The organism is Dolichospermum sp. LEGE 00240 (genome assembly GCF_015207875.1).
GTDB lineage: Bacteria > Cyanobacteriota > Cyanobacteriia > Cyanobacteriales > Nostocaceae > Dolichospermum > Dolichospermum gracile.
The window spans coordinates 154,622-181,186 of sequence record NZ_JADEVZ010000002.1 but is presented as its reverse complement, the minus strand read 5'-3'; the positions used below and the strand labels follow the sequence as shown (position 1 = coordinate 181,186).

Annotated in this window: 23 protein-coding genes and 1 pseudogene; 17 read left to right on the top strand and 7 right to left on the bottom strand. The window is 37.4% G+C overall.

Annotated elements, in window-relative coordinates; genetic code table 11:
• Window positions 1-696: 696 nt before the first annotated feature.
• The 4 genes from IQ226_RS00845 to IQ226_RS00830 form a co-directional block, all read right to left on the bottom strand.
• Complete coding sequence (locus IQ226_RS00845; RefSeq protein ID WP_168466573.1) at window positions 697-1,497, bottom strand: hypothetical protein; 801 nt, start codon at window positions 1,495-1,497, stop codon at window positions 697-699.
• 656 nt (window positions 1,498-2,153) lie between these two features.
• On the bottom strand, window positions 2,154-2,966 hold the full coding sequence (locus IQ226_RS00840; protein WP_193890883.1) for a serine protease: 813 nt from the start codon (window positions 2,964-2,966) through the stop codon (window positions 2,154-2,156).
• Between the two features lie 24 nt (window positions 2,967-2,990).
• The gene (locus IQ226_RS00835) at window positions 2,991-3,560 is read right to left on the bottom strand and encodes a COP23 domain-containing protein (RefSeq protein WP_228039172.1); all 570 of its coding nucleotides are present in this window, start codon (window positions 3,558-3,560) and stop codon (window positions 2,991-2,993) included.
• Window positions 3,561-3,672: 112 nt separating this feature from the next.
• A complete protein-coding gene (locus IQ226_RS00830) occupies window positions 3,673-5,232 on the bottom strand; it encodes a serine/threonine-protein kinase (RefSeq protein WP_193890881.1) in 1,560 nt (519 codons plus the stop codon).
• A 190-nt stretch (window positions 5,233-5,422) separates the two neighbouring features.
• Between IQ226_RS00830 and IQ226_RS00825 the strand changes: the two genes are divergently transcribed.
• The 5 genes from IQ226_RS00825 (at window position 5,423) to IQ226_RS00805 (ending at window position 9,099) form a co-directional block, all read left to right on the top strand.
• On the top strand, window positions 5,423-6,001 hold the full coding sequence (locus tag IQ226_RS00825; RefSeq protein WP_193890879.1) for a Uma2 family endonuclease: 579 nt from the start codon (window positions 5,423-5,425) through the stop codon (window positions 5,999-6,001).
• Window positions 6,002-6,222: 221 nt separating this feature from the next.
• Entirely contained in the window at window positions 6,223-6,912 is a 690-nt protein-coding gene (locus tag IQ226_RS00820) for an ATP-dependent Clp protease proteolytic subunit (protein WP_039202028.1), read from the top strand.
• 167 nt (window positions 6,913-7,079) lie between these two features.
• Window positions 7,080-7,733: an ATP-dependent Clp protease proteolytic subunit gene (locus IQ226_RS00815; protein ID WP_193890877.1), complete on the top strand. Its 654-nt coding sequence runs from the start codon at window positions 7,080-7,082 to the stop codon at window positions 7,731-7,733.
• A gap of 86 nt (window positions 7,734-7,819) precedes the next feature.
• Window positions 7,820-8,413, top strand: a complete 594-nt coding sequence (locus IQ226_RS00810; protein ID WP_193890875.1) for an ATP-dependent Clp protease proteolytic subunit — start codon at window positions 7,820-7,822, stop codon at window positions 8,411-8,413.
• Window positions 8,414-8,517: 104 nt separating this feature from the next.
• Window positions 8,518-9,099, top strand: a complete 582-nt coding sequence (locus tag IQ226_RS00805; RefSeq protein ID WP_193890873.1) for a DnaJ domain-containing protein — start codon at window positions 8,518-8,520, stop codon at window positions 9,097-9,099.
• Window positions 9,100-9,174: 75 nt separating this feature from the next.
• Here the strand turns inward: IQ226_RS00805 and IQ226_RS00800 are convergent, their stop codons facing one another.
• On the bottom strand, window positions 9,175-10,506 hold the full coding sequence (locus IQ226_RS00800) for a Rieske 2Fe-2S domain-containing protein (RefSeq protein WP_193890871.1): 1,332 nt from the start codon (window positions 10,504-10,506) through the stop codon (window positions 9,175-9,177).
• Window positions 10,507-10,602: 96 nt separating this feature from the next.
• Between IQ226_RS00800 and IQ226_RS00795 the strand changes: the two genes are divergently transcribed.
• The 7 genes from IQ226_RS00795 (at window position 10,603) to IQ226_RS00765 (ending at window position 19,921) form a co-directional block, all read left to right on the top strand.
• Complete coding sequence (locus IQ226_RS00795; protein WP_193890868.1) at window positions 10,603-11,868, top strand: ATP-binding protein; 1,266 nt, start codon at window positions 10,603-10,605, stop codon at window positions 11,866-11,868.
• Window positions 11,869-11,967: 99 nt separating this feature from the next.
• Complete coding sequence (locus tag IQ226_RS00790; RefSeq protein ID WP_193890866.1) at window positions 11,968-15,105, top strand: ABC transporter substrate-binding protein; 3,138 nt, start codon at window positions 11,968-11,970, stop codon at window positions 15,103-15,105.
• 42 nt (window positions 15,106-15,147) lie between these two features.
• Window positions 15,148-17,853, top strand: a complete 2,706-nt coding sequence (locus IQ226_RS00785) for an ABC transporter substrate-binding protein (RefSeq protein ID WP_193890865.1) — start codon at window positions 15,148-15,150, stop codon at window positions 17,851-17,853.
• Between the two features lie 26 nt (window positions 17,854-17,879).
• Window positions 17,880-18,137: a MoaD/ThiS family protein gene (locus IQ226_RS00780; RefSeq protein WP_193890863.1), complete on the top strand. Its 258-nt coding sequence runs from the start codon at window positions 17,880-17,882 to the stop codon at window positions 18,135-18,137.
• 37 nt (window positions 18,138-18,174) lie between these two features.
• Complete coding sequence (locus tag IQ226_RS00775) at window positions 18,175-18,582, top strand: hypothetical protein (RefSeq protein ID WP_193890861.1); 408 nt, start codon at window positions 18,175-18,177, stop codon at window positions 18,580-18,582.
• A 386-nt stretch (window positions 18,583-18,968) separates the two neighbouring features.
• The gene (locus IQ226_RS00770) at window positions 18,969-19,274 is read left to right on the top strand and encodes a hypothetical protein (protein ID WP_027400932.1); all 306 of its coding nucleotides are present in this window, start codon (window positions 18,969-18,971) and stop codon (window positions 19,272-19,274) included.
• 173 nt (window positions 19,275-19,447) lie between these two features.
• Window positions 19,448-19,921: a hypothetical protein gene (locus IQ226_RS00765; RefSeq protein ID WP_193890859.1), complete on the top strand. Its 474-nt coding sequence runs from the start codon at window positions 19,448-19,450 to the stop codon at window positions 19,919-19,921.
• A 126-nt stretch (window positions 19,922-20,047) separates the two neighbouring features.
• Here IQ226_RS00765 and sbcD read toward each other — a convergent pair whose 3' ends face one another.
• On the bottom strand, window positions 20,048-21,295 hold the full coding sequence (sbcD, locus tag IQ226_RS00760) for an exonuclease subunit SbcD (RefSeq protein ID WP_193890857.1): 1,248 nt from the start codon (window positions 21,293-21,295) through the stop codon (window positions 20,048-20,050).
• A 70-nt stretch (window positions 21,296-21,365) separates the two neighbouring features.
• Window positions 21,366-22,070, bottom strand: coding sequence for a phosphoadenosine phosphosulfate reductase (cysH, locus tag IQ226_RS00755; protein WP_193890855.1), 705 nt, complete (start codon window positions 22,068-22,070; stop codon window positions 21,366-21,368).
• A 194-nt stretch (window positions 22,071-22,264) separates the two neighbouring features.
• Here cysH and psb32 point away from each other — a divergent pair, with 194 nt between their 5' ends.
• The 5 genes and pseudogenes from psb32 (at window position 22,265) to IQ226_RS00735 (ending at window position 26,535) form a co-directional block, all read left to right on the top strand.
• A complete protein-coding gene (gene psb32 / locus IQ226_RS00750; RefSeq protein ID WP_193890852.1) occupies window positions 22,265-23,008 on the top strand; it encodes a photosystem II repair protein Psb32 in 744 nt (247 codons plus the stop codon).
• A 116-nt stretch (window positions 23,009-23,124) separates the two neighbouring features.
• Window positions 23,125-23,331: pseudogene (locus IQ226_RS24825) on the top strand (IS4 family transposase); the annotation flags it as partial.
• Window positions 23,332-23,611: 280 nt separating this feature from the next.
• Complete coding sequence (locus tag IQ226_RS00745; RefSeq protein WP_193890849.1) at window positions 23,612-23,785, top strand: hypothetical protein; 174 nt, start codon at window positions 23,612-23,614, stop codon at window positions 23,783-23,785.
• Entirely contained in the window at window positions 23,782-25,854 is a 2,073-nt protein-coding gene (locus tag IQ226_RS00740; protein WP_193890846.1) for an AAA family ATPase, read from the top strand. The genes IQ226_RS00745 and IQ226_RS00740 overlap by 4 nt, the downstream gene beginning before the upstream one ends.
• A 42-nt stretch (window positions 25,855-25,896) precedes the next feature.
• Window positions 25,897-26,535, top strand: a complete 639-nt coding sequence (locus IQ226_RS00735; RefSeq protein ID WP_193890843.1) for a Uma2 family endonuclease — start codon at window positions 25,897-25,899, stop codon at window positions 26,533-26,535.
• Window positions 26,536-26,565: the final 30 nt, after the last annotated feature.

Sequence of the window (26,565 nt, the reverse complement as noted above, 5' to 3'; positions counted from 1 at the left end):
AGTAATGCACGTTAAAACCGACTGGGGAATTGATTGGGTTTGCTCAATAGTAATGCACCATGATCAAGGATTATGGGTAAAATGAGATTCATTTAGGTAGGGTGTGTTAGCGACAGCGTAACGCACCATTATCAATGATTATTATACATCTGAATATATCTAATAATTTATTTAAATCATTCTTCAGCAAAAAAGCACAAGTACCCTATATTCTCAATAATCTTGAGAATTTTCTCAATAAGCTAACGAAAAAAGTTAATTTCAGGGCTTGAAATTCTCAACTATTTTTTGTACAATTTTTTTAGATAAAATCTGCTTGGGCTTTTTTTCAAGAAAAGAAAAAACCTTAATTATTGTTAATGGGTTTTCAAGAAATATTATACTAGTATCCAGGACTTACGCACGCTCACTAATTTACCATGATATGAATGAAGGAAATTGCGTCGTTTTCGGCTTTGGGAATAACTTATTGAGTAGGGTGCGTCAGATAGAGGGAATCTGTTTTTTTTGTCAAAATATCGTGTCTGACGCACCCTACAAGGGATAAAATTTACCTCACATATTTGGGGAATCTTGTCAATGCGTAAATCCTAGTATCTTCAAATCTGATCAAAGTTGTGGATGTAGTGGGTAATTTATGAATTACCCATAACCGATGAATTACTATTGTGCCGAAAATCTCGCTAATAACTGTCTCTACCTACGCCACTGCTCACTCCAGGCACCAGTCACCTTAAAACCACCGGGGGTAGGGGTGAATGTCAGAGAACCGTAACCGAAATTATTACAGCTTGGTCCAAAGCCATTTCCACATATATCTCCAGCGCCATACCCATTGTTTCCGCGAGTCCCTAAGTGAGAATAAGTATTCCCATTCCAATTCCCGTTCCCAAACCAGGTTGTATTTGCCTGACCAACTTTAAGCATACAGCGCAGACCTGCTCCGGGACGGCCACCACCCAAATCAGATACCCTGTATTGATCAAGATAGCCACCACAGGTTTGAGGACGGGGTAGGGGTCTATAACTAGTTGAGGAAACTGAACGCCACTCCTCATTCCAGGCACCAGTCACCTGAATCACTGTCCAGTCAGGTGTAGTTCCTCGGACTGTTAGATTACGTGGAAAATTGTTGTTGGTACACTCACCATTACCATGAAAATCCGACGCAGACCCAACCAGCATCCTACCTTCGTAAAATGCGTGTCCCAGATGGCGGTAGGTACACCCTCCCCAGGCTCCTTCCCCGTACCACGCCAGACGGGGAATACTAGCGCCGCCTGCTCCTCCTTCACTAAATTTGACGCAGCGAATCCCGGTTCCTGCCCGGTTATCTAGTGAGCGAACTACGTAAGTTTTTAGGTGGGGACCGCAAGTGAAGCTAGTAGCCTGAGTCAGATGGATAGGATTAGTATTAAATTGAGCCAGTGTAGAGGTGGTTGTTGCCAGCACACCTATAGTGCCTAAAGCAACAATCTTAACAGAGTGCATATTCATAACTTTCTCCGAAGATTTGGAAACTATTGTTTGCTTTCTATTTACGCTTTACATAGCAACGGAAAATTTTTGTCTAGTTGAACTTAGTCACCATCAGTAACCTTGGAACTTGCAAAAATTTATTATACTATACGGTATTTTTAGTCACAAATCAATGAATTATATGCCACATTCCGCACCCTGAACTGGCACAAGTCAAAAAAGCCTACCAAGTCCGTAGGGTGTGTTAGCGATAGCGTAACGCACTATTATCAATGATGGGGTGCGTTACGGATTTCATCCTAACGCACCCTACAATACTACAATACTACTAGGTAGGGTGTGTTAGCGATAGCGTAACGCACCATTATCAATGATGCGGTGCGTTACGGATTTCATCCTAACGCACCCTACAATACTACAATACTACTAGGTAGGGTGTGTTAGCGATAGCGTGACGCACTATTATCAATGATGGGGTGCGTTACGGATCTCATCCTAACGCACCCTACAGTAATACAATACTATATTTTTATATACAGCAGATTTGAGGTAAATGAGGTACACTATCAACAGGCAAGATGCCTGTGTTACAAGGATTTGATCATTAACATCTGTACCTCATAATCACGGAAACTGCTGTATTATATTTTTTGTTTCACCCAAAATTAGAAGCATCAAGGCTTACTTTTGGCAAACAATAATTGCTTGACTGTTTCTAAGGGAATACCCCAGCTATATTGACTTATTTGTTCTCGCTGTGCGTCCGTTGGGTAAGAACCATCTTCAAAAACATAAGGATCACCCCAAATTGGGTTAGCATGAAGTCCATTAATTCCCACTAATTCCCCCGCGCGATTCAATAGGGGTCCGCCACTCATCCCTTTTTCTACGTCATTGGTAGAGCCAATTCGGTATCCTCCCTCTAGGGCTTTATCCAATACCAATTCAATGTTACCGGGTTTAATCACAAACCCCCGATATTTGCTTTGGCTATTTTTGAGGGGAAAACCTGCGGCTATTACTCCATCTCCAATGGCGGCTTGTTGATTTGATTTGGTGGTAATCTTGTATTCTGAGTCAGCTACAAATTCTAATAAGGCTAAATCATTTCCCCTCAGTTGTTTTTTTTGCACCACAGAGTTAGCACGGTGTGTTTTTCCGTCGGGAGTTTGAATAAAATAGGGAGCTTCACCTGCTTGTAAAACATGATTATTGGTAATTACTCCATAGGTTGAGGTGAAGTGATTTTTATGATCTTTATAAAATAGTACACCAGAACCTAATGAGCGATCGCGCTTTTGTTTAGGGCTACTTAAAATCCTAACTGTGATTAAACGGGCTGCTTGTTCAAGTTGAATTTGTTCTTGGCCAGACCGCAAATTAACCATTGAAAAAGGGGGTTTTTGAACTGACGACACTGGAGTTGCCAAAGGCAAAACAGAACCAGTTAGTGCAAAAACAGCGACCATTCCTCTGCGCCAACTCATGATTTTCCCCCCATAATTTCCAATTTACCAGATCGGCTCACTTTTACCGTTGATCACTTGATTAATATCAACGCTGGCAGTGCCATCACGGTTGATTGTTGGTTTAATGTGTCCCGCTTGGTCGCCACTGAGGTAAACAGCCTCCCCACCTGCGGACACACGGGTATTCAATAGTTGTTCGAGAACCTGCTTGGGGTCACGATCCTTGGTCATGGTCAGTAAAACATTTTTGTTATTACAAGCTCCCTGATTAGTTCCTAAACCACAGATAACAGATTGACCGTTAACTGTTCCCGTTTTCAGGATTTTCAGTTGACCTTGATTGTGTAGTTTCTGGAAACGATCTGATACTTTTTGACAACGTTTTTGAGGTGTCCATGTGTCACCAATCAGACTTCCTGGTGTCCACACAATTAAGGACACACTACCTCTGGCTGGGTGACGAACCACGGTTACTGGATAGTTATCGCTCAAACCACAACTAAATTGACGGCTTTGAGCTTGGCTGGGTTGATTACTGGCTAAAGTGACACTCAAGGCTAAAGCCAGGCCAGTTAAGGGTGCTGATAGGTTATTTTTCATAACTAAAGCCATAAGAAATCAGGTTATTAAGAGGGTTACAAAAAGCTTATAAGTTGAATCAATCCTACGTTAATATAACTAGTGTGCAAATGTCAACTGGCAAGGTATATTACTGGGCTGTCCCTCATAAAAATAAAGTAGACTGCAAATGAAAAGACTTAATCATGGTTTGTTCTACATCTTTAAGAAAGGGATCATAGAGTTTTTCTTCGGCTCGATAGGTCAGAATATAAACTTTTGAATTACTGATAGTCCAAATTTCCATGACTTTAAACCTGAAGTTACCGATTTGCTCTTGACCTCTATAAACTATTTGATATCCCTCTCGATTATCTATTTTTATTGGTTGTTGTTGGAGAATTTGTACGTCTTTAACAGATTTTTGAATTTGTTCGATAGCAGCCAGATTATACTCTGATAGAGACTGGGATTTTTCTATCAATACCACACGGATAAATAACCCTACATCTAGATTCAAACTGGAACTATTAGGAGATATTTTGGCTATAGTTCCCCCGGTTATCGGACTATATTGTTGTTTTTCAGCCTTCCAGTCTTGAGGATATTTGATCTCAATTCCAAATTGTTTATCCTCAAATAGTTGACCAGGAATAGTTTGAATTTCCCCTGGAGGGACTTGATTTTGATGGCGGTAAATAGCTATTAAAACCCCAGCAGTCGTCAAAATAGTTGCTGTTATCAATAAAACTTGAATAAATCGAGGTTGGGAAGGAGAGATAATTATTGTCTTTTCACCACCACCATTATTTTCATCCCCATTAGACGGCTTTAATTCCTTTTGTTGATCATCACGTTTATTTAGAGCTTCCATTACTTCCCGTGCTGACTGGAATCTATAATAAGGATCTTCTTGGAGCATACGCCTTAGTATCTTACCTAAATGTTCACTAATATGGGGATATTTTTGCCAATTCCAAAGATTATTAACATCACGGGAATCCTCTGGAAACTCACCTGTTAATAATTCCACACAAGAAGCAGCCAAAGCATATAAATCACTGGAATAATCAACTTTTTTCTTTCTAATTTGTTCTAAAGGAGCATAAGCAAGAGTTCCAAACACCATAGATATTTCTGTGGTGTAGATCTTACCTTCAATTACTTGTTTAACTGCTCCAAAGTCAATTAAATAAAATTTGTTATCTTCTGCTTTTGCTTGGGAGCGCACAATATTACTAGGTTTAATATCCCGGTGAATAACGTTATTTTTATGGATAAATTCCAAAACAGGTAAAATATTATTTAATAGAGCCAAAACCTTGGTTTCCGAGAAACGTCCTTGTTGTTCCAGTTCTTTACTTAGATCCTCACCTTCGATATATTGTTGAACTAAATAATAAAACTCTTGTGAGGTATGGAGTTGAGGGTCAGTTACAGTTAAGGAAAAATAATCATATAAGCAGGGAATGTTACCGCTTCTAACTCCTAAATCTTCCAGAACCTTAGCCTCCTTTTCAAAGGCTTTTTTAATCCCCGCAATGATTTCAGGAGAATGATGACTCTCAATTCGTAATCGCTTAACAACACAATGGCGTTGATTCATCGTATCTAAGTCAATAGCGAGAAAAGTATCTCCAAAACTGCCCTTTCCCAAAGGTTTGAGAAGTTGGTATCTTCCTTTGTTTCCAGCTAAAATCGGGAGTTGTCCTTGATTCTCTGTCATTTTCTTACCCCTGGTTTACCACACTCTTGATCTAACACCTCAAGAATTATAATAGCGGTAATTGTGAACACTTTTACAGTTTAGTACAATAACGGCAATTAGCGATCGCTACTACACAAACAAAGTTCACTTACCTATTGAATGAAGAATAGAACTTCCCTCACCGGAGATTAGTCACGAGGTATGAATCATGACTGCTGTAATTTTACAAATACCAGAATCACTAAAATTCACAGATGATAAATTTGTGGAAATGGTCGCTGCTAATAAAGATTTACGTTTAGAATTATCGGCTCAAGGAGAATTAAGTATCATGCCACCCACAGGAGGAGAAACCGGAAATAGAAATTTTGAAATGTGTCTGGATTTAGGATATTGGAATCGCCAAAATGGTTTAGGAAAAGCTTTTGATTCTTCCACAGGTTTTAAATTACCTAATGGTGCTACCCGTTCCCCTGATGTGTCTTGGATTAAGATGGAAAGATGGAATGCACTTACACCAGAACAAAGAAAAAGGTTTCTGCCTTTATGTCCTGATTTTGTGATTGAATTGGTGTCTGAGAGCGATGATTTAGCAGATACTCAAGCCAAAATGCGAGAATATATCGCCAATGGTTTGCGGTTAGGTTGGTTAATTAATCCGAAAAATAAACAAGTAGAAATTTATCGCCCAAATCAGGAAATAGAAATTTTAGAATCTCCTACAAGTTTATCTGGAGAAGATGTATTACCAGGATTTATTTTAGATTTACAACCAATTTTTTCATGAGAGATATAGCGATTATTGGTGGGATACCATACAATTGAGGGCGCAGACCCTGCGCCCCTACTGCTTGAATTGTGCTGTGCTTGGCATAATTGGTACTCAAGACCCAAATATTTTAAAATTTAGCTTTTTTCACTATCTGGGAGAAATCCGCACCCTAAATTGGGTGAGCATCGCGCTAGGATGTAATACATTAACGGCATAATCTCAGATCATCAGTTGCTATGGAAAATTCCCCCATCAAGTCAGTTCAAGCTTCTTACTACGGCGACAGTTCCTACCGGACACCGCCACCAGATTTAGCTTCTCTACTTTTAAAAGAACGAATTGTCTATCTGGGAATGCCTTTAGTTTCAGCAGATGAATACAAACGGCAAATGGGCGTTGATGTAACCAAGCTAATTATTGCTCAGTTGCTTTATCTGAAGTTTGACAATCCCGACAAGCCAATTTTCTTTTACATCAATTCAACGGGGACATCTTGGTATACGGGAGATGCGATCGGCTACGAAACGGAAGCTTTTGCCATCTGTGATACTATTAACTATATCAAAACACCCGTACATACAATTTGCATTGGTCAGGCATTGGGAACAGCAGCACTGATTCTATCTGCCGGAACTAAGGGTCAGCGAGCTAGTTTACCTCATGCCACTATTGTCCTGAATCAACCTCGCAGTGGGACTAGAGGTCAAGCAACAGATATTCAAATTTACGCCAAGGAAGTCTTAGCTAACAAAACGGCTATCTTGGATATTTTCTCTCAAAACACTGGACAGTCTCCTGAAAAGATTGCCAAGGACACTGAGCGGATGTTTTATTTGACTCCCCAACAAGCCAAGGAATACGGATTAATTGATCGCGTTCTCGAAAGCATGAAGGATCTGCCGAAACCTTTACCAATGATTGCTTAAATTGACGTGAGTTCGACATGACGATAATTTGTGGAAAACTCACCCCAAGTATGAGTCTCAAACCCTTATTCTCTCGTTGAAAAATCATAAAACTGAACTCCGAACTCCGAACTCCGAACTCACGTTAAATCGGTTCTCATCATCTCTAATTTCTTCTAATTATCCCTATGGCTGTTGATTCATCACTAAAAGTTCCTTATAACATCCCTGGTGGTAACCAGTGGCAGTGGGTCAGTATTGATCAACGGATGGCGCAGGAGCGGATTCTTTTCTTGAATCGCCCACTGAATACGACTCTGGCTAATTCCCTGATGTCTGCTATGCTGTATCTGGAGTCGGAGGATCAGAGTAAACCGATCTACCTTTATATCAATTCTTTGGGTGATCCTGTCCTGGCTGGTATGGATGAAACTTTGGGAATGATGTCAATTAGGGCTTGTTTGTCGGTTTATGACACAATCCAGTACATCAAGTCAGAAATTGTTACTATCTGTTTGGGTCAAGCAGTGGGTATGGCAGCATTGATTCTATCATCTGGGACAAAGGGAAAAAGATTCAGTTTACCTCATGCCAATATTGCCTTGACTCAGTTTAGTGTGGCGACTCAGGGTCAAGCAACAGATATTCAAGTGAATGCGGAAGAGGTGTTGCAGAAAAAAAACATACTTTTTGATATTTTTTCCCAAAATACGGGACAGACAGCCGAAAAAATCTCGAAAGATAGTGAACGTATTTTCTATATGACTCCCCAGGAAGCGCAGGAATACGGACTAATTGATCGGGTGCTAGAAAGTACCAAGAATTTGTCAAGCTCTATTTGAGTGTGATTTTTATTTTGGATTCTGGCTTGTTAACTTTGACGGAAATTCTCTAGTTCTATTTTCATAGTCTTCACTAAAATTGTCCTATGCCTATTGGTATTCCCAAAGTTCCTTATCGTCTCCCCGGTAGCACCTATGAGCAATGGATCGATCTCGAAGATCGACTATTTCGGGAGCGCATTATTTTTTTGACGGAGGAAGTAGATGATGGTATCGCTAATGCGATTGTCGCTTATTTACTCTATTTAGATTCCGATGATCAAACTAAGCCGATTTATTTGTATATCAATTCTCCCGGTGGTTCGGTGACGGCAGGATTGGCGATTTACGACACTATGCAACACATTAAGTCTGAGGTGGTGACAATTTGTGTCGGTTTGGCTGCTTCCATGGGATCTTTTCTGTTGGCTGCGGGGACAAAGGGGAAGCGGATGGCTTTACCTCACTCCCGAATTATGATTCATCAACCTTCGGGTGGAACTCGTGGTCAGGCCAGCGATATCGCTATTGAGGCTCAGGAGATTTTGCGGCTTCGTAACCAGTTAAATCAAATTTATGTTGATAATACTGGTCAATCTTTAGAGAAAATTGAGAAGGACATGAATCGTGACTTTTTTATGTCTGCTCAGGAAGCTAAGGAATACGGTTTAATTGATCGGGTGATTGAAGAACGGATTTAAATAGGGGAAAATGATTCAAAATTCAAGATGTAAGGTTCAAAAGTCTGAGTTTCTCGGTTTGAATTTTTAGTTTTGAATTTTGAATTGAAGTCAAATGAAGCAACATGGATCTTGAAGATTATTACCGGATATTGGGTTTAAGGTCGGGAGTTTCTTTTGCTGATGTGAAAGCGTCCTATCGCCGATTGGTTCAGCAATATCATCCTGATATCAACCCAGATGATCTCAGAGCGAAAGATAAGTTTATTGCGGTGACTGAGGCTTATAAGTTTCTGCAAACGGTTTTACCACCGGAGGAAATTAAGCCAAGGACTAGTGCTACGGAGGTGCAAACTCAACCAGCAGCACCAAAAACAATGGTTACACCCCATCCACCAAATTTGGAGGAGATTGAACAGCGGTTAAAGTGGAAGACTTATGAACAGTTACAGCGATTTTTACAGGAAAAAAGGTTTCCCCAGGCGATCGCTCTAGCAGAGGCTTTAGTGGCGCGTTTACCGGGGGATGGGGAGGTGCGTCAATGGTTGGCGATCGCTTATCAAATCTGGGGACGAGCCTTAATTACGGAAAAACAACTCCCAAAAGCCAGAATTTATCTGAAAAAAGCCTTAAAAACTGATCCGTACAATAAAGCTTTATGGTCTGAAATTCAGCAAGATTTTCAACGTTTGGAATTGAAGCTTTAGTAATGGGTAATGGGTGATTGGTAATTGATAATTGGTAAGATATTATTATTGATTCATTTTTTATTTTTGAATTGTTTATTTCTCTGCGTGGATGTAATCTACAAAGTAGAATTTAGGAATGAGCGAAAATTTTAGCCAACTGTAAGCTCCTAAACCTAAAAGTGCAGTAATTACCAGTGGCAAACCTAACTGTAACCGCCAATGATCTGGTAATACAGCTACTCCAGATATAACAATTACAAAATATACTAAAAGTCCTATTTGCAACCTTTCTAGATTTTTAACTGCGGTTCGACAACTACTACAATGTTGGGTATGTTGTTTATATCTATTCAACATTTCCCCATGATTATCATTAATAGGTGCAGGTTCACTCACATTAATTCCTACTTCATGCCAAGGTAATTTACCCTGACAATATTTATCAAACCAATTGCGAAATTCAATTACTAATTTATCAGCATTTGTTGGTAACTTATAAGCAGTTTTCCAACTTTCATGTAATTGTTTCTTCTGTAATAAATACTCTTGCTGATTTAGTAGCATCATATCCCCATCTAATACTAGATTTCTTTCATGAATATGATTCCACCAACGAGGAATCAAGCGATGTAAGGTCTTAGCAAAATTGCGAGAAAATTGAGCAACGATTCTTGATTTACCAGGAGATACAGGAATAGCATAAACCAGTAAACCTAATTTTTTGCCAGTATTACCAAGATTAATGGCATATTCTAATCTACAAGGTGGTTCAAATGTAATGGTTGTGGGTAAACCTCTTTCGATATTTACTTCAATTAAATTAATGGTTGATTTGACTATATTAAGAGGTATAGGTCTAGCTTTTTCTCTATTACCTTGAACTCCATGATGAGAAAAAGGAACATGACTAGGATCTGCAACATTTTCTATTAATGTTTGCCAATCGTATTCCAAATCACGAACATAATTCGACCACACAAATCCTTTTTCTGCATCTATTTGTGGTGATAATGGTAAAGGTGTATTTTCTGCTATTGCTGCTGTTTTTTGATCTGGCCACACCCAAAGTAGTTCCTGTTGTTGACGGACTGGAAAGGAAACAACACAAAAATTTTCTTTATTTTTGGCAATAATTTCTGGGTTTTCTGCTTGGGGAACGCGCTGACAAATACCATTTTCATTAAATTCCCAACCGTGATAACTACACATTAAGTTACCTGTTTTAGTTTCTATTCTACCTTCGCTTAATGGTGCGAGACGGTGGGGACATTGATCTAAAAATACCCGATAGGTTTCTGAGTTACTGGGTTTCCAAATCACCAAGCGCATTCCCAGTAAAGTGAGGGATGTTGGTCGCTGGGGATCAATATCTTCGATTGGTATGAGTGGATACCAGTGCTGAAAGAAATTAAATTCAGATTGCATATTGCTTCTAAGAGATAAAACAAGTACACTACTGATAGTATACTGACGTTATCAGTAAAATCTGCTCTTTTCGCCGTCTTCAGAAATAAATTTACTATGTCTTCCAATCCTTTTTTTCCTGGAAAACCAGTTCTCCCAGAAAGTTTCATAGGACGGACATCAGAAATTAACTATGCTTTTGACCAAATCCATAACCGCAGCCATTTCGCCATTTGGGGTGGTCCAGGAATGGGTAAGTCTTCATTTTTGCAGAAATTGGCTTCTGAGGAAACATGGCAAGAATATGGATTAGATCCATCTCAAGGTATCGCTGTCATCCTAGATTGTCAAAGTCTCACTCCCTTCACTTCTAGTGGTTTTTGGCGAGAAGCTTTAAATCTGCTGCACAATAAATTAGACAGTGAACCAAAACTACAAGCTGAAATCAAGCCATTACTTGAAAAATCGGCGACAAATGATAGTCTGCGCCAAGCATTACGGAAATTGGCTAAAAAAGATAAGTTTTTAGTATTGTTGGTAGATAATTTTGATGCAGCATTGATACCAAACGATCAGTACACGGAAACAGAAATGGAAACATTTTTAGCTCAGTGTCGTAGTTTAGCGGTTCATGCGGAAGAAAGTCAATACCTCTCAATGATTGTGGCTTCACTCCAACGCCTCAGTGAATTAGGTCCTAAGCTTAACCCCAATGCTTCTCCTTGGTACAATCACTATTTGTTTCAATCTCTGAAATTGTTTACTACTAAGGATTTAGTTCAACTATTAAATATTATTAGACCACCCACACTACGGGGTGAAATCATGAATATCACCGGTGGACATCCAATGTTAGTCCAAACCGCTGGGTTTTTTCTATATAGAGAACTACAGCCTGGGAGTAATGCCGATATTAAATCATTTGCTGAGAATTTTGAAAGAGATACTCAACAGATTTTCAAAACAATTTGGCATAGATGCAATCCCAAAGAGCAAGTTTTGTTGATGCTGATAGCTTTATTAGATATGGAAGGTCATATAAAGGAGATAAAATTTAAATTAAGTGGGATTGGCCGCATTCTTACACAACATGAACGATCTTTAATCAAGTTAGAAGAACAGGGTGTAATTACTTCCAATTCTACAGAACCCGAAAAATTTTACTCTTTCACTTCATTACTTATGAAAAAATGGGTAATTCAGGAGATTTTGCAGACTCCAGAACAATCAATCAGAGATAGAGAAAAAGAATTTATGAATCTGATTAGTCATGGACAAGTAAACCAAGTTAAAGAAGTAGTTGCTTGGTTAGGAAAAAATCCAGATCAAGTAAAATCTTTCCTGGATTGGATTGTCAAGGTAGTACCAGTATTTCCTGGATGAACATTTATTTGGATGGAGAAGTTAAAATAAACTTCTCTACTAAGTTTATAGCTAATGATTGATTTGAAATTAAATTTATAGATTGCGAGAAAATAAAAAATGCCTAATTTTCCTCCAAATCCTTACATAGTAGGTACAGCGATTAGCGATCCAGAAAGATTTTTTGGACGCGACGATTTGTTAGGTACTATTAATGATAGTCTTCAAACTAATGTAAACCTGATTTTATTACATGGTCAACGACGCATTGGCAAATCATCTGTAATTGCACAGATTCCAAAAAAATTAGCTACAGATGAATTTGTTTTTATCAGTTTCGATTTTCAATGTACAGTAAACTCGTCTCATCAAGAAATTATCCGTTTAATTGCAATTGGAATTATAGAGAGACTAGAAACAAACGAGGAAATTTTAACCCATTTAGCGGAGAATATTTCAACCAATATTGAAATTTTTTATCTTGAGTTTCTACCGACAGTTTATCAACAATTAGGTAATAAAAAATTGGTTTTGCTATGGGATGAATTTGATGTGTTGACTGAAAGAGATACTGAATTATCTACAGATGGTGATAATTTTTGTAATTATATTAGACAATTACTGGAAAAAGATCAGAAGTTATTTATTATCCCAATAGTAGGAAGAAATATATCAAAATTGCCAAAATTAGTTTCTTCATTACGACCAGGAGCAAGTAAAGAAATTGGTTTATTGGATAAAAATCATACTAAAGAGTTAATTATTAAACCTGCTGAGAAATTTTTAAGATATAAAGAAGAAGCAATAGAAGCAATTTTCCAATTATCCGCAGGACATCCTTATGTTACCCAGTGTATATGTTCTGCCATTTATAATCTAGCACGCGATAGCTATAAGAGAACAAATGTGCTTCCCCAGAGTATAAATGGTCATCATGTTGAAAGTATCGTAGATAAAGCAATTGAATTAGCTGAAGGTGGTTTAGATTGGTTCTGGGGCGGATTAACTACTAAGCAGCAGGTTATTTTTGCAGCAGCAGCAGAGGCTCAAAATATAGCTATTCAAGAAAATAAAGCTATCCAAACTCCATTAATGCTATTAAGAAGCTATGGAATAGTGTCAGCAGACTATTTGATTAAAGCATACGCAGAATTAGATGAATATGGTTTTTTAGATGACACACAATGCAGGGTTAAAATAGAATTAGTCCGCCGTTGGTTAGTGAAAACGCATAAGCTAAAAGATGAAATTAGTACCTTAGAAAAAGTTGATGAAGAAGTTGTAAATAAACTTTTGTCAGCAGCTAATGAACTGAGAGGAATAAATAATGAACTAGCGTTGCAGATTTATGAAGAAGCGTTACAAAATAATCCCAACAACTTCACAACTGTAATGTCTTTGGCTGAAGAATATTTGAAGATTGGACAACTCAATCAAGCCCATGAGTTGTATAAACGAGCCTACCAGTTCTATTCTATCAATCATAAACAAGAATCTGTTTTTTCGTCTTTATTAAATTTAGCCAAAAAATACTCAGACGAAGAAAATTTTGAGCAAGCTTTGGAAATTCACACACTAGCTTATGACATTGATAAAGAAAGTAGCAAAGATGCCTTTATAGAGATAGCAGAAGATTATGGACATCAGTTAATAGTTAAGAGAAAATGGGCTGAGGCTGAAGAACAGTTTGAGTCTGTTTTAGAAATTGATCCTCAGAGAAAAATATCTCGACAAAGACTGGAAGAAATTCAAAGTTATAAGTCTAAAACTAATCTTAACGTTGGAGATACAAATTATGTACCTGTAAGTAAACCTTCTGGAACGATTTCCAGGTGGCTTAATCGTGGTTCAATACTCATAGCATCGTGTGGATTAGCTGGAATCATAGTTCTCGGTGCAGGTATTTCTCAAGTTTTCAAAACTTGTCCAACAGGTGAAAGAAAGGAATCAGGTGTTTTTTGTGTAGTAGATAATAGTAGAATTAGTCGAGGCGATCGCACTTTCTTCCCTGAGATTAATAATACCTTTCGTGACAAAGGTATTCAAGCCTTCCAACAAGGTAATTATCCCCAAGCTACTAATCTATTCCAAAAAGCTGTCAAAGCCAATCAAAATGACCCAGAAGTGCTAATTTATTATAATAATTCCCTAGCTCGCCAACAAGGTTCTCCCTTTACCTTAGCAGTAGTTGTGCCATTAGACAAAAACACAACTACTGATACTGCTAAAGAAATCTTACGTGGAGTAGCCCAAGCACAAAATCAATTTAATCAAAATAAAGGGTTAAATGGCAGATTAGTAGAAATTGTGATTGCTAATGATAGCAATAAAGAAAAAGCTAAAGAAGTAGCTCAAGAACTCATCAAGGATTCTTCAATATTGGGAGTGGTTGGACATAAACCTAGTGATGCTACCCAGGCGGCATTACCAGAATATGCAAAAGCCAAACTAGCCGTTATTTCCCCCACCAGCACTAGCATTTTACTAAGCAATCCAGTTTTCTTTAGAGCAGTTTATTCTGATGAAAGTGCGGGTAAAAAACTTGCTGAATATGCTTATAAAAGTCTGAAATTAAAAAAAGCAGTAGTTTTTGGAAATCCGAATAGTTCATATAGTAATAGTATCAGAGAGATATTTACAAATCAATTTGAAAAACTAGGCGGTGAGGTGGTTCATAAACCCCTAATTGATTTAACTGCTTCTACATTTGATGCAGAGAAAGAAGTGGCTAAAAGCGTCTATGGTGATAATGCAGAAGCAGCATTGTTGTTTCCAGACACACAAAGCGTTGAGATTGCTTTCAAGATTGCTAAAGAAATTACCAAAAGAAACGAAACACTCAAAACTCAAAATCCACCAAGACCAGAATTAAAAATGTTAGCTGGAGATACTCTTTATCAGGATGAAACCTTAAGCAACGGTGGGAAAAATGTAGAGGGTTTAATCATTGCAGTACCCTGGTTCAGAGGGATATCACAAGCTCAATCTTTTGCCAAAAAAGCAGATAAGCAATGGGGGGGAGATATTAGTTGGCGAACTGCAACTAGCTTTGATGCAACTTTGGTTTTGATTAAGGCCTTATCTAATAATCCATCTCGTAGTACAGTATTAGGAAGGCTGGAAAATGTCAGTCTTGCTGCCAATGAAACATCAGGCTATCCCCTCAAGTTCACACCACAAAGGGAGCGTCAAGGTGAGTCTATTCTTGTCGAGATTAAAGCAAGTAAATTTGAACAAATTGATCCAGTAAAACCGTGATTTCACAGATGCAATTAAAATGTTTGGAGGTATTATGAAGGTATGATTACTTCTTTTAAGTCTCAAAGAAACCCTTATATTATTGGTCGTCCTATTGACCAACAGTTGTTTTTTGGAAGAGAAAGGCTATTTTCGTCTATTCAAGATGATATTCATCATAACCGTCATATCATCTTGTTATATGGTCAACGACGCATTGGTAAAACATCTGTCATTAGAAATATTCCTGATGGATTCAATGATTTACATGAGTTTGTTTATGTGACATTTAATTTAGAACATTATAGCCAAAAATCCCTGAGTGAAATTTTGGCGGATTTAGCTCAAGAGATCCTTAATGATCTTTCGTTGGATAATGAAAATATTAAACTACCGGAAATTACAGAGTTAGAATTAGCTCCAGGAGTCTTTTCTCATGAATTTCTACAGCAAGTATATAAGTTATTAGAAAATAAGAATCTGGTCTTGGTGCTTGATGAATTTGATGCCTTAATGAATAGTCATGATTCGGAATTGTTAGAGCGGTTTTATCAATATTTATCTTCCCTTGTTAAGATTAATAAAAAATTATTTTTAATTTTGCTAATAGAACAAAAATCAGTAAATAACCACAGGATAAGTAAGATATTTAAGGATGTGCCTGTTCGAGAAATTAGGCTATTGGACGAAGATAGTACAAAAAAGTTGATTATTAACCCAGCAAAAAATATCCTTGAATATGAAGAAGATGCGATAAAAGAAATTTTTGATCTATCCGCAGGACACCCTTATTTCACCCAAGCGATATGTTTTACTATTTTTGGGAGAGCGCGAGAGGAGAATAAATGGACGGTTAGTAGTGAAGATGTAAAAGTCATTATTAACAAAGCAATTGAGTTAGCTGAGGCTGGTTTAACATGGTTTTGGGAAGGATTTTCAATTCTAGAAAGAGTTGTTTTTGCCGCGATAGCAGAAGCGCAAGAAAATTCAAATGATTATGTTGAATTAATAAAAAAATATAGACCTGACACAGAACATAAATTAATTATAGAAACAAACCAAATTCTGAGAAGTAATGGGTTTTTAGATGAAATAAAGGAGAATGTTAGAATAGAATTTGTCCGGCTGTGGATCATACAACGTCACCCACTAAAAGAAGAAATTCATGAGTTAGATAAAATTGAGCAAAAAAAAAATCCTAGTCATATAATTCTCCATTCAAGCACTCATTCCCAAACTATTGAGACTGGCGTTGTCAATCATAGTGGTATTAATATTAATTTACATCAATCAACCGAAAATCAATTAAGTGAAGTTAATATTCCAGATATTCGAGCAAAATCTAGTTTGATTATTTTAACTGCAATAGCATCTGCTGTTTTTATTATTTCTAGTATTATAGTGGCTAGTATTGCTCGCGGATCTAAATGTGAACCAGGTGAAAGAAAGCAATTAGGTGTTTTTTGTGTAGGAGACAATAGTATAATTAATGGTAGAATCAGTAGAGGCGATCGCACTTTATTTACTGAGATTAATAATATCCCGCGCAACAGAGGGATTCAAGCCTTTCGACAAGGTAATTATCAAGAAGCAACTACGTTATTTCAACAAGCTGTAACAGCTAATCGCTATGATCCAGAAGTGCTAATTTATTATAATAATTCCCTGGCTCGTCAACAAGGTATGCCTTTAACATTAGCAGTGGTTGTACCAGTAGACAAAAGCACAATTGTGACTCAAGAAGTATTACGTGGAGTAGCTCAAGCACAAAACCAATTTAATAGTAACAATGGCTTAAATGGCAGATTACTAGAAATTGTGATTGCTAATGACAGTAATATAGAAAAAGCCAAAGAAGTAGCTCAAGAACTCATCAAAGATTCTTCTATACTGGGAGTTATTGGACATATTTCTAGTGATGCTACCAATATGGCATTACCAGAATATGAAAAAGCTAAGTTGGCAGTGATTTCCCCTACCAGCACTAGCATTTCATTAAAAAATCCAGTTTTCTTTAGAGCAGTTTCTTCTGATGAAAGTGCAGGTAAAAAACTTGCTGAATACACTTATAAAAGTCTGAAATTAAAAAAGGCAGTAATTTTTGCCAACCCAACTAACGCATATAGTAATAGTATCAAAAAGATATTTACAAATCAATTTGAAAAACTAGGAGGTGAGGTAGTTCGTAAACCTTTAATTGATTTAACTTCTCCTACATTTGATGCAGAAAAAGAAGTTGGTAAAAGTGTTTATGGTGATCAAGCAGAAGCAGTAATGTTATTTTCTAATACGCAAAAGCTTGATATTACTCTCAAGATTGCCAAAGAAATTACCAAAATAAACGAAACACTCAGGAATAATTCCCAAAATTCACCTAGACGAGAATTAAAAATGTTAGGTGGAGATAATCTTTATCAGGGTGATATCTTAATCAGCGATAGTAAAAATGTAGAGGGTTTAATCCTTGCAGTACCCTGGTTTAGAGAAACACCACAAGCTCAATCTTTTGCAAAAAAAGCAGATAAGCAGTGGGGAGGAGCTATTAGTTGGCGAACTGCAACTAGCTTTGATGCAACTCAGGCTTTGATTAAAGCTTTATCTAATAATCCATCTCGTAGTACAGTATTGAAAGGATTGGCAAATGTTAGTCTTCCTGCCAATGAAACATCGGGTTATCCTCTCAAGTTTACACCAGAAAGAGAGCGGGAAGGTCAATCTATTCTTGTGCAAATTAAGGGGGGTAAATTTACAATAATTCCCAATGATTAAATGATCAGGTTGTATAGAAAAATTATATGTCCCAATCTATCACTGTAACCGTTAAGTTATTTGCTGTTTATCAAGAAGTTTATGGAGTGAATGAACTAGTGTGGGAGTTTCCCTATGGTACACCTGTGCAAACTGTGTGCGATCGCCTAATTGCTGAACACCCAAAATTAAGCAAATGGCGAGAAATAACCCGCTTTGGCGTGAATTTACAATTTGTTGCACCAGATACTATTCTCCAAAATGGTGATGAGGTGGTTTTAATTCCTCCAGTGAATGGTGGTTAATGAGGATATATGCAAATACATTCACAAGAAATTAAAGATGATTAAGTTAATTTTTACAACAATTTTGATAATTTTCCTCACAGCTTGTACTAGTATTGCCTTATTACCGACACCGGAATTAGTGCAAAAAGCGATCGCCCTCCAACTAGAACAAACCCAACAGCAACTTAACCAACAACTAGATTTAAACTTCCAAAAATTTAATATTCAGCGCATATCTATTACTCAACAACAACCCCTCACCATTGAAAACTTACCAGCTTATCGGGTACAGGGAAATTACGACTTTACTGTAAAACTACCAAAACGCAGTTTCAAACAACTAAAAAGACCCTTTGAAGTCTACCTACAAGTTCAAAAAGAAGGTAAAAGTTGGCGGTTATTAATACCAGAAAAAAACCATCAAAATCCTCAATCCAAATGGCAGAGTTACTTAATTCTTTAATTGGATGATTTCTAATTATGATATAGCAGGGAACAGGGAACAGGGAACAGAGTTAAAAGTCATTTGGTGTATGGTTTTTTAGGTGAATTCTGTATCTCATTCAAGTGCATACCGCTACAGTTATCTTATAAAAAAGATAAAATAATTTTATAACTTGATATAACGTCTCTGTACCAAAATAAATGTACATTAGCTGATATAATCAAGGTTCTAACCTCAGGAAAAAATATATCAGTCTCAGATTCAACCTGTGATATATGCTAGTTTAAGGTTAGACTCTAAATATATAGGAAAAAAATACTTCTTTCCTTAATTATTGTAAAATTCACTTAACAAACAAAGATTCAGTTTGAACAAGTGTCATCTAATGCAAAGGAGAAATAAAAATGACAGAAAATAATCAGGATAATATCAGTAATACTGAAGAAAGTTCTCAGGGAACAATCATAGTTGCTGGAATGCGTCCCATTACCACCGGGACATTACAAGTAGTTGATACCTTCAACTCTATGGGAATTCGTCCCATCGGTGCAAACACATTCCAAGTAGTTGATAGTATTAACTTGTCTGGTATTCGTCCCATTGCTTCTAGCACCTTGGTAGTTGCTGACAACTATTCCGTCTTCGGAAATCGGCCAATAGCACCGAATACCTTCGATGACTCCGAACTTTTGATGGGTTTTCTAGACTAATTACATTTCCAATATTGTCATTATATCAAATTCAACCTGGTTTTATCAAGAAACTAGGTTGTTTTATTAGAAGGAGTCAGGAGGAAGAATTAGAAGGAGATAAGAATAGTCTTAAATCTGGGAAAGTGATAGCTAAATGAATAGTTTCAAAGTTTATTAAGCAAGCCATAATTATGCCAAAATCTCCAATTTTATCAACATCTTTAAACTTTCAAGAAAATTATCCATGTCCAGTATGTCGCGTGGGTAAAATTTCGCAAATGTTGATGATGGAAGCTATGTGTTGTGATTTCTGCAATGAGATTTTTACAGTTAATTTGGAATTACAACAGGTGAAAATGCCTTCTAGAGAACCGCCTTTAGTTTGGAATTGGAATGGATTAAGGTGGACACAAGCACGATTAGGAAATGTGGAATTAGGTTGGGGTTATGGTTTATCCGCAATTGCTTTTATTATTTTACCGACTACCTTAATAGGAGTAACAGCATATTATTTTCCTCCCCATTCTCATGTTCCCCTGTCATGGCTTCCATTTGTTTGGACGGTGCTAACTTTTTTGTCACATTTAGGAATTATTATTTGGATTTTTCTTGAAGTTTATCAGATTCCTATTATTGCATATTTGCGAGCCATTACCCGTTGGTAAAATAGATTAATTAGGTAAATTTTCCCAATTTCCAGCGTTATTAAAAATTCCTAAAAAGCCTACGGCATATTAATTTTGACTTCCGTTCGCGTAGCGTCTCCGAAGGAGAAACTCCTAACACCGAACTCAGGTAACTTGGGGTAATAACAAAATTCCCTCATCATCTGTTAATAAATTTTGTGCTGCTTCTAACATAGAGGGCATTATTTCTTTTAAATCTTCTCGATTATTTAAGTAAGTTTGTAAAGCTGACATTGGGTCAATACTGCTACTCGCGGTTAATTCAGGAATACGAGGTTTTGCTAATTGACTAACTAATTCGGCTTGAATAGTGTAAGTGTGTGCAATGCTTAAAGCTTGGTGAAGAGAAGAGTTATCAATTAAATCCAATTGTTCTGACCGCAGTTTATAAATGAGTCGCACTACATTATCTTGAATATCATATTTAGTAATTCCTTTTAATAATGCTTTTTGTGGATCATCTTGTTTGGATATATCTATCTCAATAGTCCGAAATGTTCGCACGGGTAGGGGACAAAATTCCCAATTTACTTTCCCTTTTTCCAAATCTATCATTACATAACCTTTGTCTTCCTTCTCTTCACTAAAATCTACCCGTTCAATACTGCCAGGATAAATTACTGGTGGGTCATTAGATTTATTTAAATTCTGGTGTTTGTGGACATGACCTAAAGCCACATAATCAAAACATGGTCGAGTTAATAAAGATAAGGGTAAAGTAAAACCTTTCCCGACTGCTAATAAACGTTCTGCACCTAAAGTGGCATTATCAGCCATTAAATGGGCTAAAAGCACAGTGGGTAAATCCGGGTCAAGACGGCGAATTTCTGCTTCGATAACTACTTCTAAACGGTCTGTGAGGATTTGATTAACTTCTGCTAGAGAAGAACCCTGAGTTTCTTGACGAGTCATTAAAGTAGAACGAGTTAACCAGGGGAGAGTAATTATTTGTATATTTCCTGTTTGTGTGGAAATGCGATGAGTCGTTAAAGTATCACCAACCACAAACCCTGGTACTCCCAAAGTCCGATAAATATTTAAACTCGCACCCCCTAAACCTTGGGAATGTTGGTCATGATTTCCCACTAATAAGACTGTGGGGATATCTGCATCAACTAAACGGCGAAATTGATTAGCAAAGGCTTCTTGCACATAGGGTGCAGGTGTGGCATTAGGGAAGGCATCACCACCGAATAGGACTAAATCTACATGATCAGCGATCGCTCGGTCAATACACAAAGATAATGTTTTCACAAAATCCTCCAGTCGTGTGTTTAAACCTGTGGCTGGATTAACACGCCCATGACAAAAACCGCTACCAATATGGATATCTGAAAGATGGAGAATTTTCATAGTTTATTGGTTGTAGGGGTTAAGATCCCCGACTTCTTCAAGAAGTCGGGGATCTAGGGGAGTAGTGTGATTAAATGTGGATTCCACACTCAGTTTTTTCGCTGCCACGCCAACGTCCAGCCCGTTCGTCTTCACCTTCACCGACCTTGGTGGTAATAGGTTCGTCACCAATACTGGGATAACCTTGGTCATGAAGAGGGTTGTAAATTACTTGATGTTCAGCTACATAGGCCCAGCTTTGCTTGCGAGTCCAGGTGGCTAGAGGGTTGATTTTTAATCTTCCTTTACCGTCTAATTCAAATACGGGCATGGTAGCACGAGTAACTGCTTGATCACGACGACGACCAGTAATCCAAGCCACAGTTTTAAGTTCGTCCAAACCGCGTTGCAGTGGTTCAATTTTGGTAATGTCATGGAATTTAGTAATATCTGTATCCCAAAGGGCTTCACCGAATTTAGCAGCAAAGGCTTCACGGCTATCTACGTCTGGTGTCTTATAGGTTTTTAAATCTAGGTTATAGAGTTCTTTGGCTTTAGCTACCAATTCTAGGGTTTGAGGGAAATGATAAAGGGTATCTAGAAAAATAACAGGAACAGGATGCTGAAGTTCGCTATAGAAAATGTGTGTCAAGATGATGTCATCAACGTTGAAAGCACTAGTTTGGACTAGTCCCGTGGGGATGTTCTGTATAGACCAGGCTAGGATTTCTGTAGGGGTTGCCGTTTCAAATTGCTGATTTAGTGATGCTAAGTCAAAGGCGATAGAAGTTGTCATGATCTTTCTCTAAAACCAAGATTTTTTACTTTTATTAAATTTAATCTTATCGTATCAAGGCACATATCCCCGCTGATGATTGAGGAAATGGGGCAGGGGGCAGGGGGAATATTTCTTCCCAATGACAACTGACAACTGACAACTGACCCAATTATGTAGTATTTTGATTGCAAGTCTGTTTAAGGATTCATCCCATGCAACAGTTACTCAAGCAATTATTTAGTAACCAAAAATACGTTATTCGTCTTATCTTGCCTATATTGGTGATGATGATGGCGACTTCACTGTTTATTTTACCTGCTGCGGCCACTGGTGTATACGAAATACCCAGTTTGACAGCAGACACTTGGATTTTAGATCAAGGTGATGTGATTAGCCGATTGAATGAAGGTCAGATTAGCAAGGCTTTCCAGGATTTGGCGCAAAAAACTGGTAATGAAGCCAGAATTGTCACTATTCACCGCCTCGACTATGGAGAAACACCGGAAAGTTTTGCCAAAGGATTATTTAGTAAGTGGTTTCCAACAGCGGCAGAGCAAGCCAACCAAGTATTATTACTGGTTGATACTGTTACTAATAGAATGACTTTACTGAGTGGGGATAATGTGAAGTCATTATTAACTGACTCTATTGCCGAGAGTGTGGTTGAAGAAACATTAGGTACGGCATTACGTGAGGGCAATAAATATAACCAAGGATTTTTGGATGTGAGCGATCGCCTGGTTGCTATTTTATCCGGTCAAGCAGATCCCGGTCCACCAGAACTCAAGGAGACAGTCCAGGTAGAAGGAACTTTTACCAAAGCTGAAGAAACAGATCAAGGTAATGCTACTGCTTGGGTTGTCGGGCTATTAATTGCCGCTACTGTCATCCCTATGGCTACATATTACATTTATCTAGTGTTTCAAAAACCACCCTCTCAGGAATCTGAGAAATAGGAGGCTGGGGGCTGGGGAATAGCTTAACGGGTGACAAGGCGGTTGAAGATGAGATGTGGCAATAATTTGAGAAAATAAGGGGGTAAAAAAATAGAAGGATGCCCCCAAAGCAAAAAATGTTACCACAATCATATCAAACAATTTTCCGAAAGCATTTGAGTGAACAGCAGTATTTGATATTAGAGATACTGTTCCTATTAATACAAGCTCATCTCCGGGTGAAACTGTCAAAATTAGCCAGCTTATTTCCCCAACCAATTAAATATCAAAGCAGGAAACGTAATCTACAAAGATTTTTAGGAATAGGTAAACTCTGCGTAAAATGGAATTATGGGCTGATTTAAGTAGGTGAACACAATAAAACCAATCTGTGTAAAGAAAAGTAAAATCGCCCATACCCTCTTCACTCTTGCCTCTTGCCTTGCCATAACGACGATTTTCAATGCTAACTTACTTAGCTCTAAACTTGATTGCTCTCAAGCCTCATAAGCGCCTCTTTTTTCAACGTGGCTTTCAGGTTCTATCCCTTATGAAACAAGCTGTTTTGTCACCTTGTCACTCGTTAAGGGTTAAAATAGAAAATAAATCTATTGCAGTATTGAAATGATATCAGAAACAAATATTGAAGATGTTCAAGAACCAATTACCAGCGCACCACCGGAGGTAAAGCAAATTATTGAAAAGGTATGGAGATTGGAGAAAAGCAGATTAGATAGAAAGAGTAAAGGTCATATTAATGATGATATTCTCACTATTGTGAAGGAAGCGGTGCAATGAAGCTAACTTCGATTAAATTATGTAATTTTCGTTCCTTTTATGGGAAAACTCCAGAGATAACTTTAGCTGCTGGAAATGTTTGCAATACTACTATGGTTTATGGTAGTAATGGTGCTGGTAAAACCAGTTTTTTGAATGCGTTTACTTGGGTTTTATATGAAAAGTTTAGTGCGGCTTTTGCGTCAACTGAACAGTTAGTAAATAAACGCGCAATCGCCGAATCTCAACCAGGAGAACCTGTAGAATGTTCCGTAGAAATTGGTTGGGAACATGAAGGTATTCGCTATCGTGCTAAACGTGGTTGTCGGGTTTATAAAAATCAAAGTGATATTATTGAAGCTGGAAAAACTCAACTAAGAATGTGGTTAGGTGGAGAAGATGGTCAATGGAAAATTCCTAATCAATTACCAGAGGAAATTATCACTCAGATTTTACCAGCAAGTTTACATCAATATTTTTTCTTTGACGGTGAACGGATTGAGGAAATTGTCCGTTCTGATAATAAAGCAGAAATTGCAGAAGCAATTAGAACTTTTTTAGGGGTGGAAGTAATTGAACTTTCTATTAGACACCTAAAAGATGCTAAAAAGTCTTTGGAAACTGAGTTCAAGCATATTGGTGATGCAGAAACGAAACAACTATTAACTCAAAAGGAAAAACAAGAAATAGAAATTGAAACCATTAATCAACGTCAAACAGAAATAAATCAAGAGTTGGAATATCAACAAACGTTTAAAAAAGAAGTTAGTAATAAGTTACGAGAATTGAGTGCTGTTAAGGAATTACAGGAAAGAAAGCAAAGTTTAGACTCCCAAAGAGATAGTTTGCGAGAAGATTTAAAGAAAACACGGGAAAATTTAAAAAAAGTTATTTCCGCACGGGGTTATACTGTTCTGTTATCGGAAACTACGCATAAATTTCGGGAAATTTTTACAGATTTAAAACAAAGTGGTGAATTAACAGCAGGAATTTCGCGGGAATTTATCAATGATTTACTCAATACTGGACGTTGTATTTGTGGTGCAGATTTAAGAGAAGGAACTCACACCCATTTTCATGTCAAGAACTTAATGAGAAAATCTGGTTCTTCAACTGTCGAAGAAACCGCAATTAGAATGAGCGCGCAAGTTGATGAAATTGATAAACAAGCAGATGCTTTTTGGGAAGAAGCAGATAGAGAACAAACCAGAGTCAAACAGTTAAGAGACAATCTATCCCAAGTTGAATCTGAATTAGATAGTATTCAAGAACAACTGCGAAAAGATCCCAATGAGGAAATTAGCAATTTACAAAAACGTCTGGATGAAATTGAAGCCAAAAGTGATGAATTAAATCGAGAACAAGGTGCAAATCAACAGGAAGTTTCTCACCTTAAAACAACTATTGATGCTTTGATCAAACAAATATCTAAGCAAAAACAAAATGAGGAAAAACAATCTTTAGCACAGCGTCGCATTAATGCTACTCAAGATGCAATTGACAGGTTATCAGAAGTGAAAAACCGTCAAGAAAATCAGTTTCGTCTCCAATTGGAACAGCGAGTACAGGAAATATTTGCAGATATTTCTTTTACTCCCTATATTCCCAAAATTAGCGAAAAATATGAATTAAGTTTAGTGGAAAATACGACGGGAATTGAAGCACCAGTCGCAGCTTCAACAGGAGAAAATCAAATTCTCAGTTTATCTTTTATCGCTAGTATTATTGATAAGGTGCGTGACTGGAGTGAAAGACGAAAAATGATCATGCTTCCTGAAAGTAGCACTTTTCCCATTGTTATGGACTCTCCTTTTGGAAGTTTAGACGCTAATTCCCGTCGCCACATTGCGCGAACTATTCCTAAGTTAGCAAATCAGTTGGTTGTGTTGGTGACCAAAACTCAATGGAGGGTGGAAGTTGAGGAGGAAATTGCTGATAAGATTGGGAAGGAATATGTGTTAGTTTATTATTCTTCTAAACCTAATTGTGAACAGGATTTTATTGAGTTGGGGAGGGAAAAATATGCTTTGGTGCGACAGAGTTTGAATGGTTTTGAATATACGGAAATTGTTGAGGTTGAACGAAATTAATATATCTCACGCAAAGGCGCAAAGGCGCAAAGGAAGAAAGAAATGGTTGTTAGTTCTTTAAGTTTGGTGACGGATACGTGGGTAAGTGTGAGTTGGGATGAGTTTATGGAGGTTGCTGAACATTCTGATTATCAGCAAGGAAGATTTTATTTTTATCAAAATTATATGAGGGTAGAAATGTCACCTGTTGGTTCAATTCATGGAAATAATAATAATGTTGTTGCAAATGTTGTGAATTTTTATGCGACATTGAAAAATATTAAGATTAAAGGCTGGGTAAATACCAGTTTTCGCAGAACAAGTGAGGGAGAATGTCAACCTGATTTAGCTTTTTATATTGGGGATAAGATAACATTTCCACCTTTGAATAATTCTCCTGTCAATATTAATGAGTTAACAGCACCGACTTTAGTTGTGGAAGTTGCTGTTTCTTCTATTAATGATGATTTGGGTTTTAAGCGGTTACTTTATGAACGGTTGGGGGTAAAGGAATATTGGGTAATGAATGCTAATAATAATGATATTATTGCTTTTGAAATTATTGATGGTGGAAGTAGGAGAATTGAGGAGTCAAAGGTTTTACCAGGGTTGCAAATATCTACTGTTCAGGAAGCTATTCAACGCAGTTTAACTCAAGATGATGGTGAGGTTAATCGCTGGTTGTTGCAAATTTTTAGTTAATTTGTTTTACGGAAAGTCAGGAGGTAAATG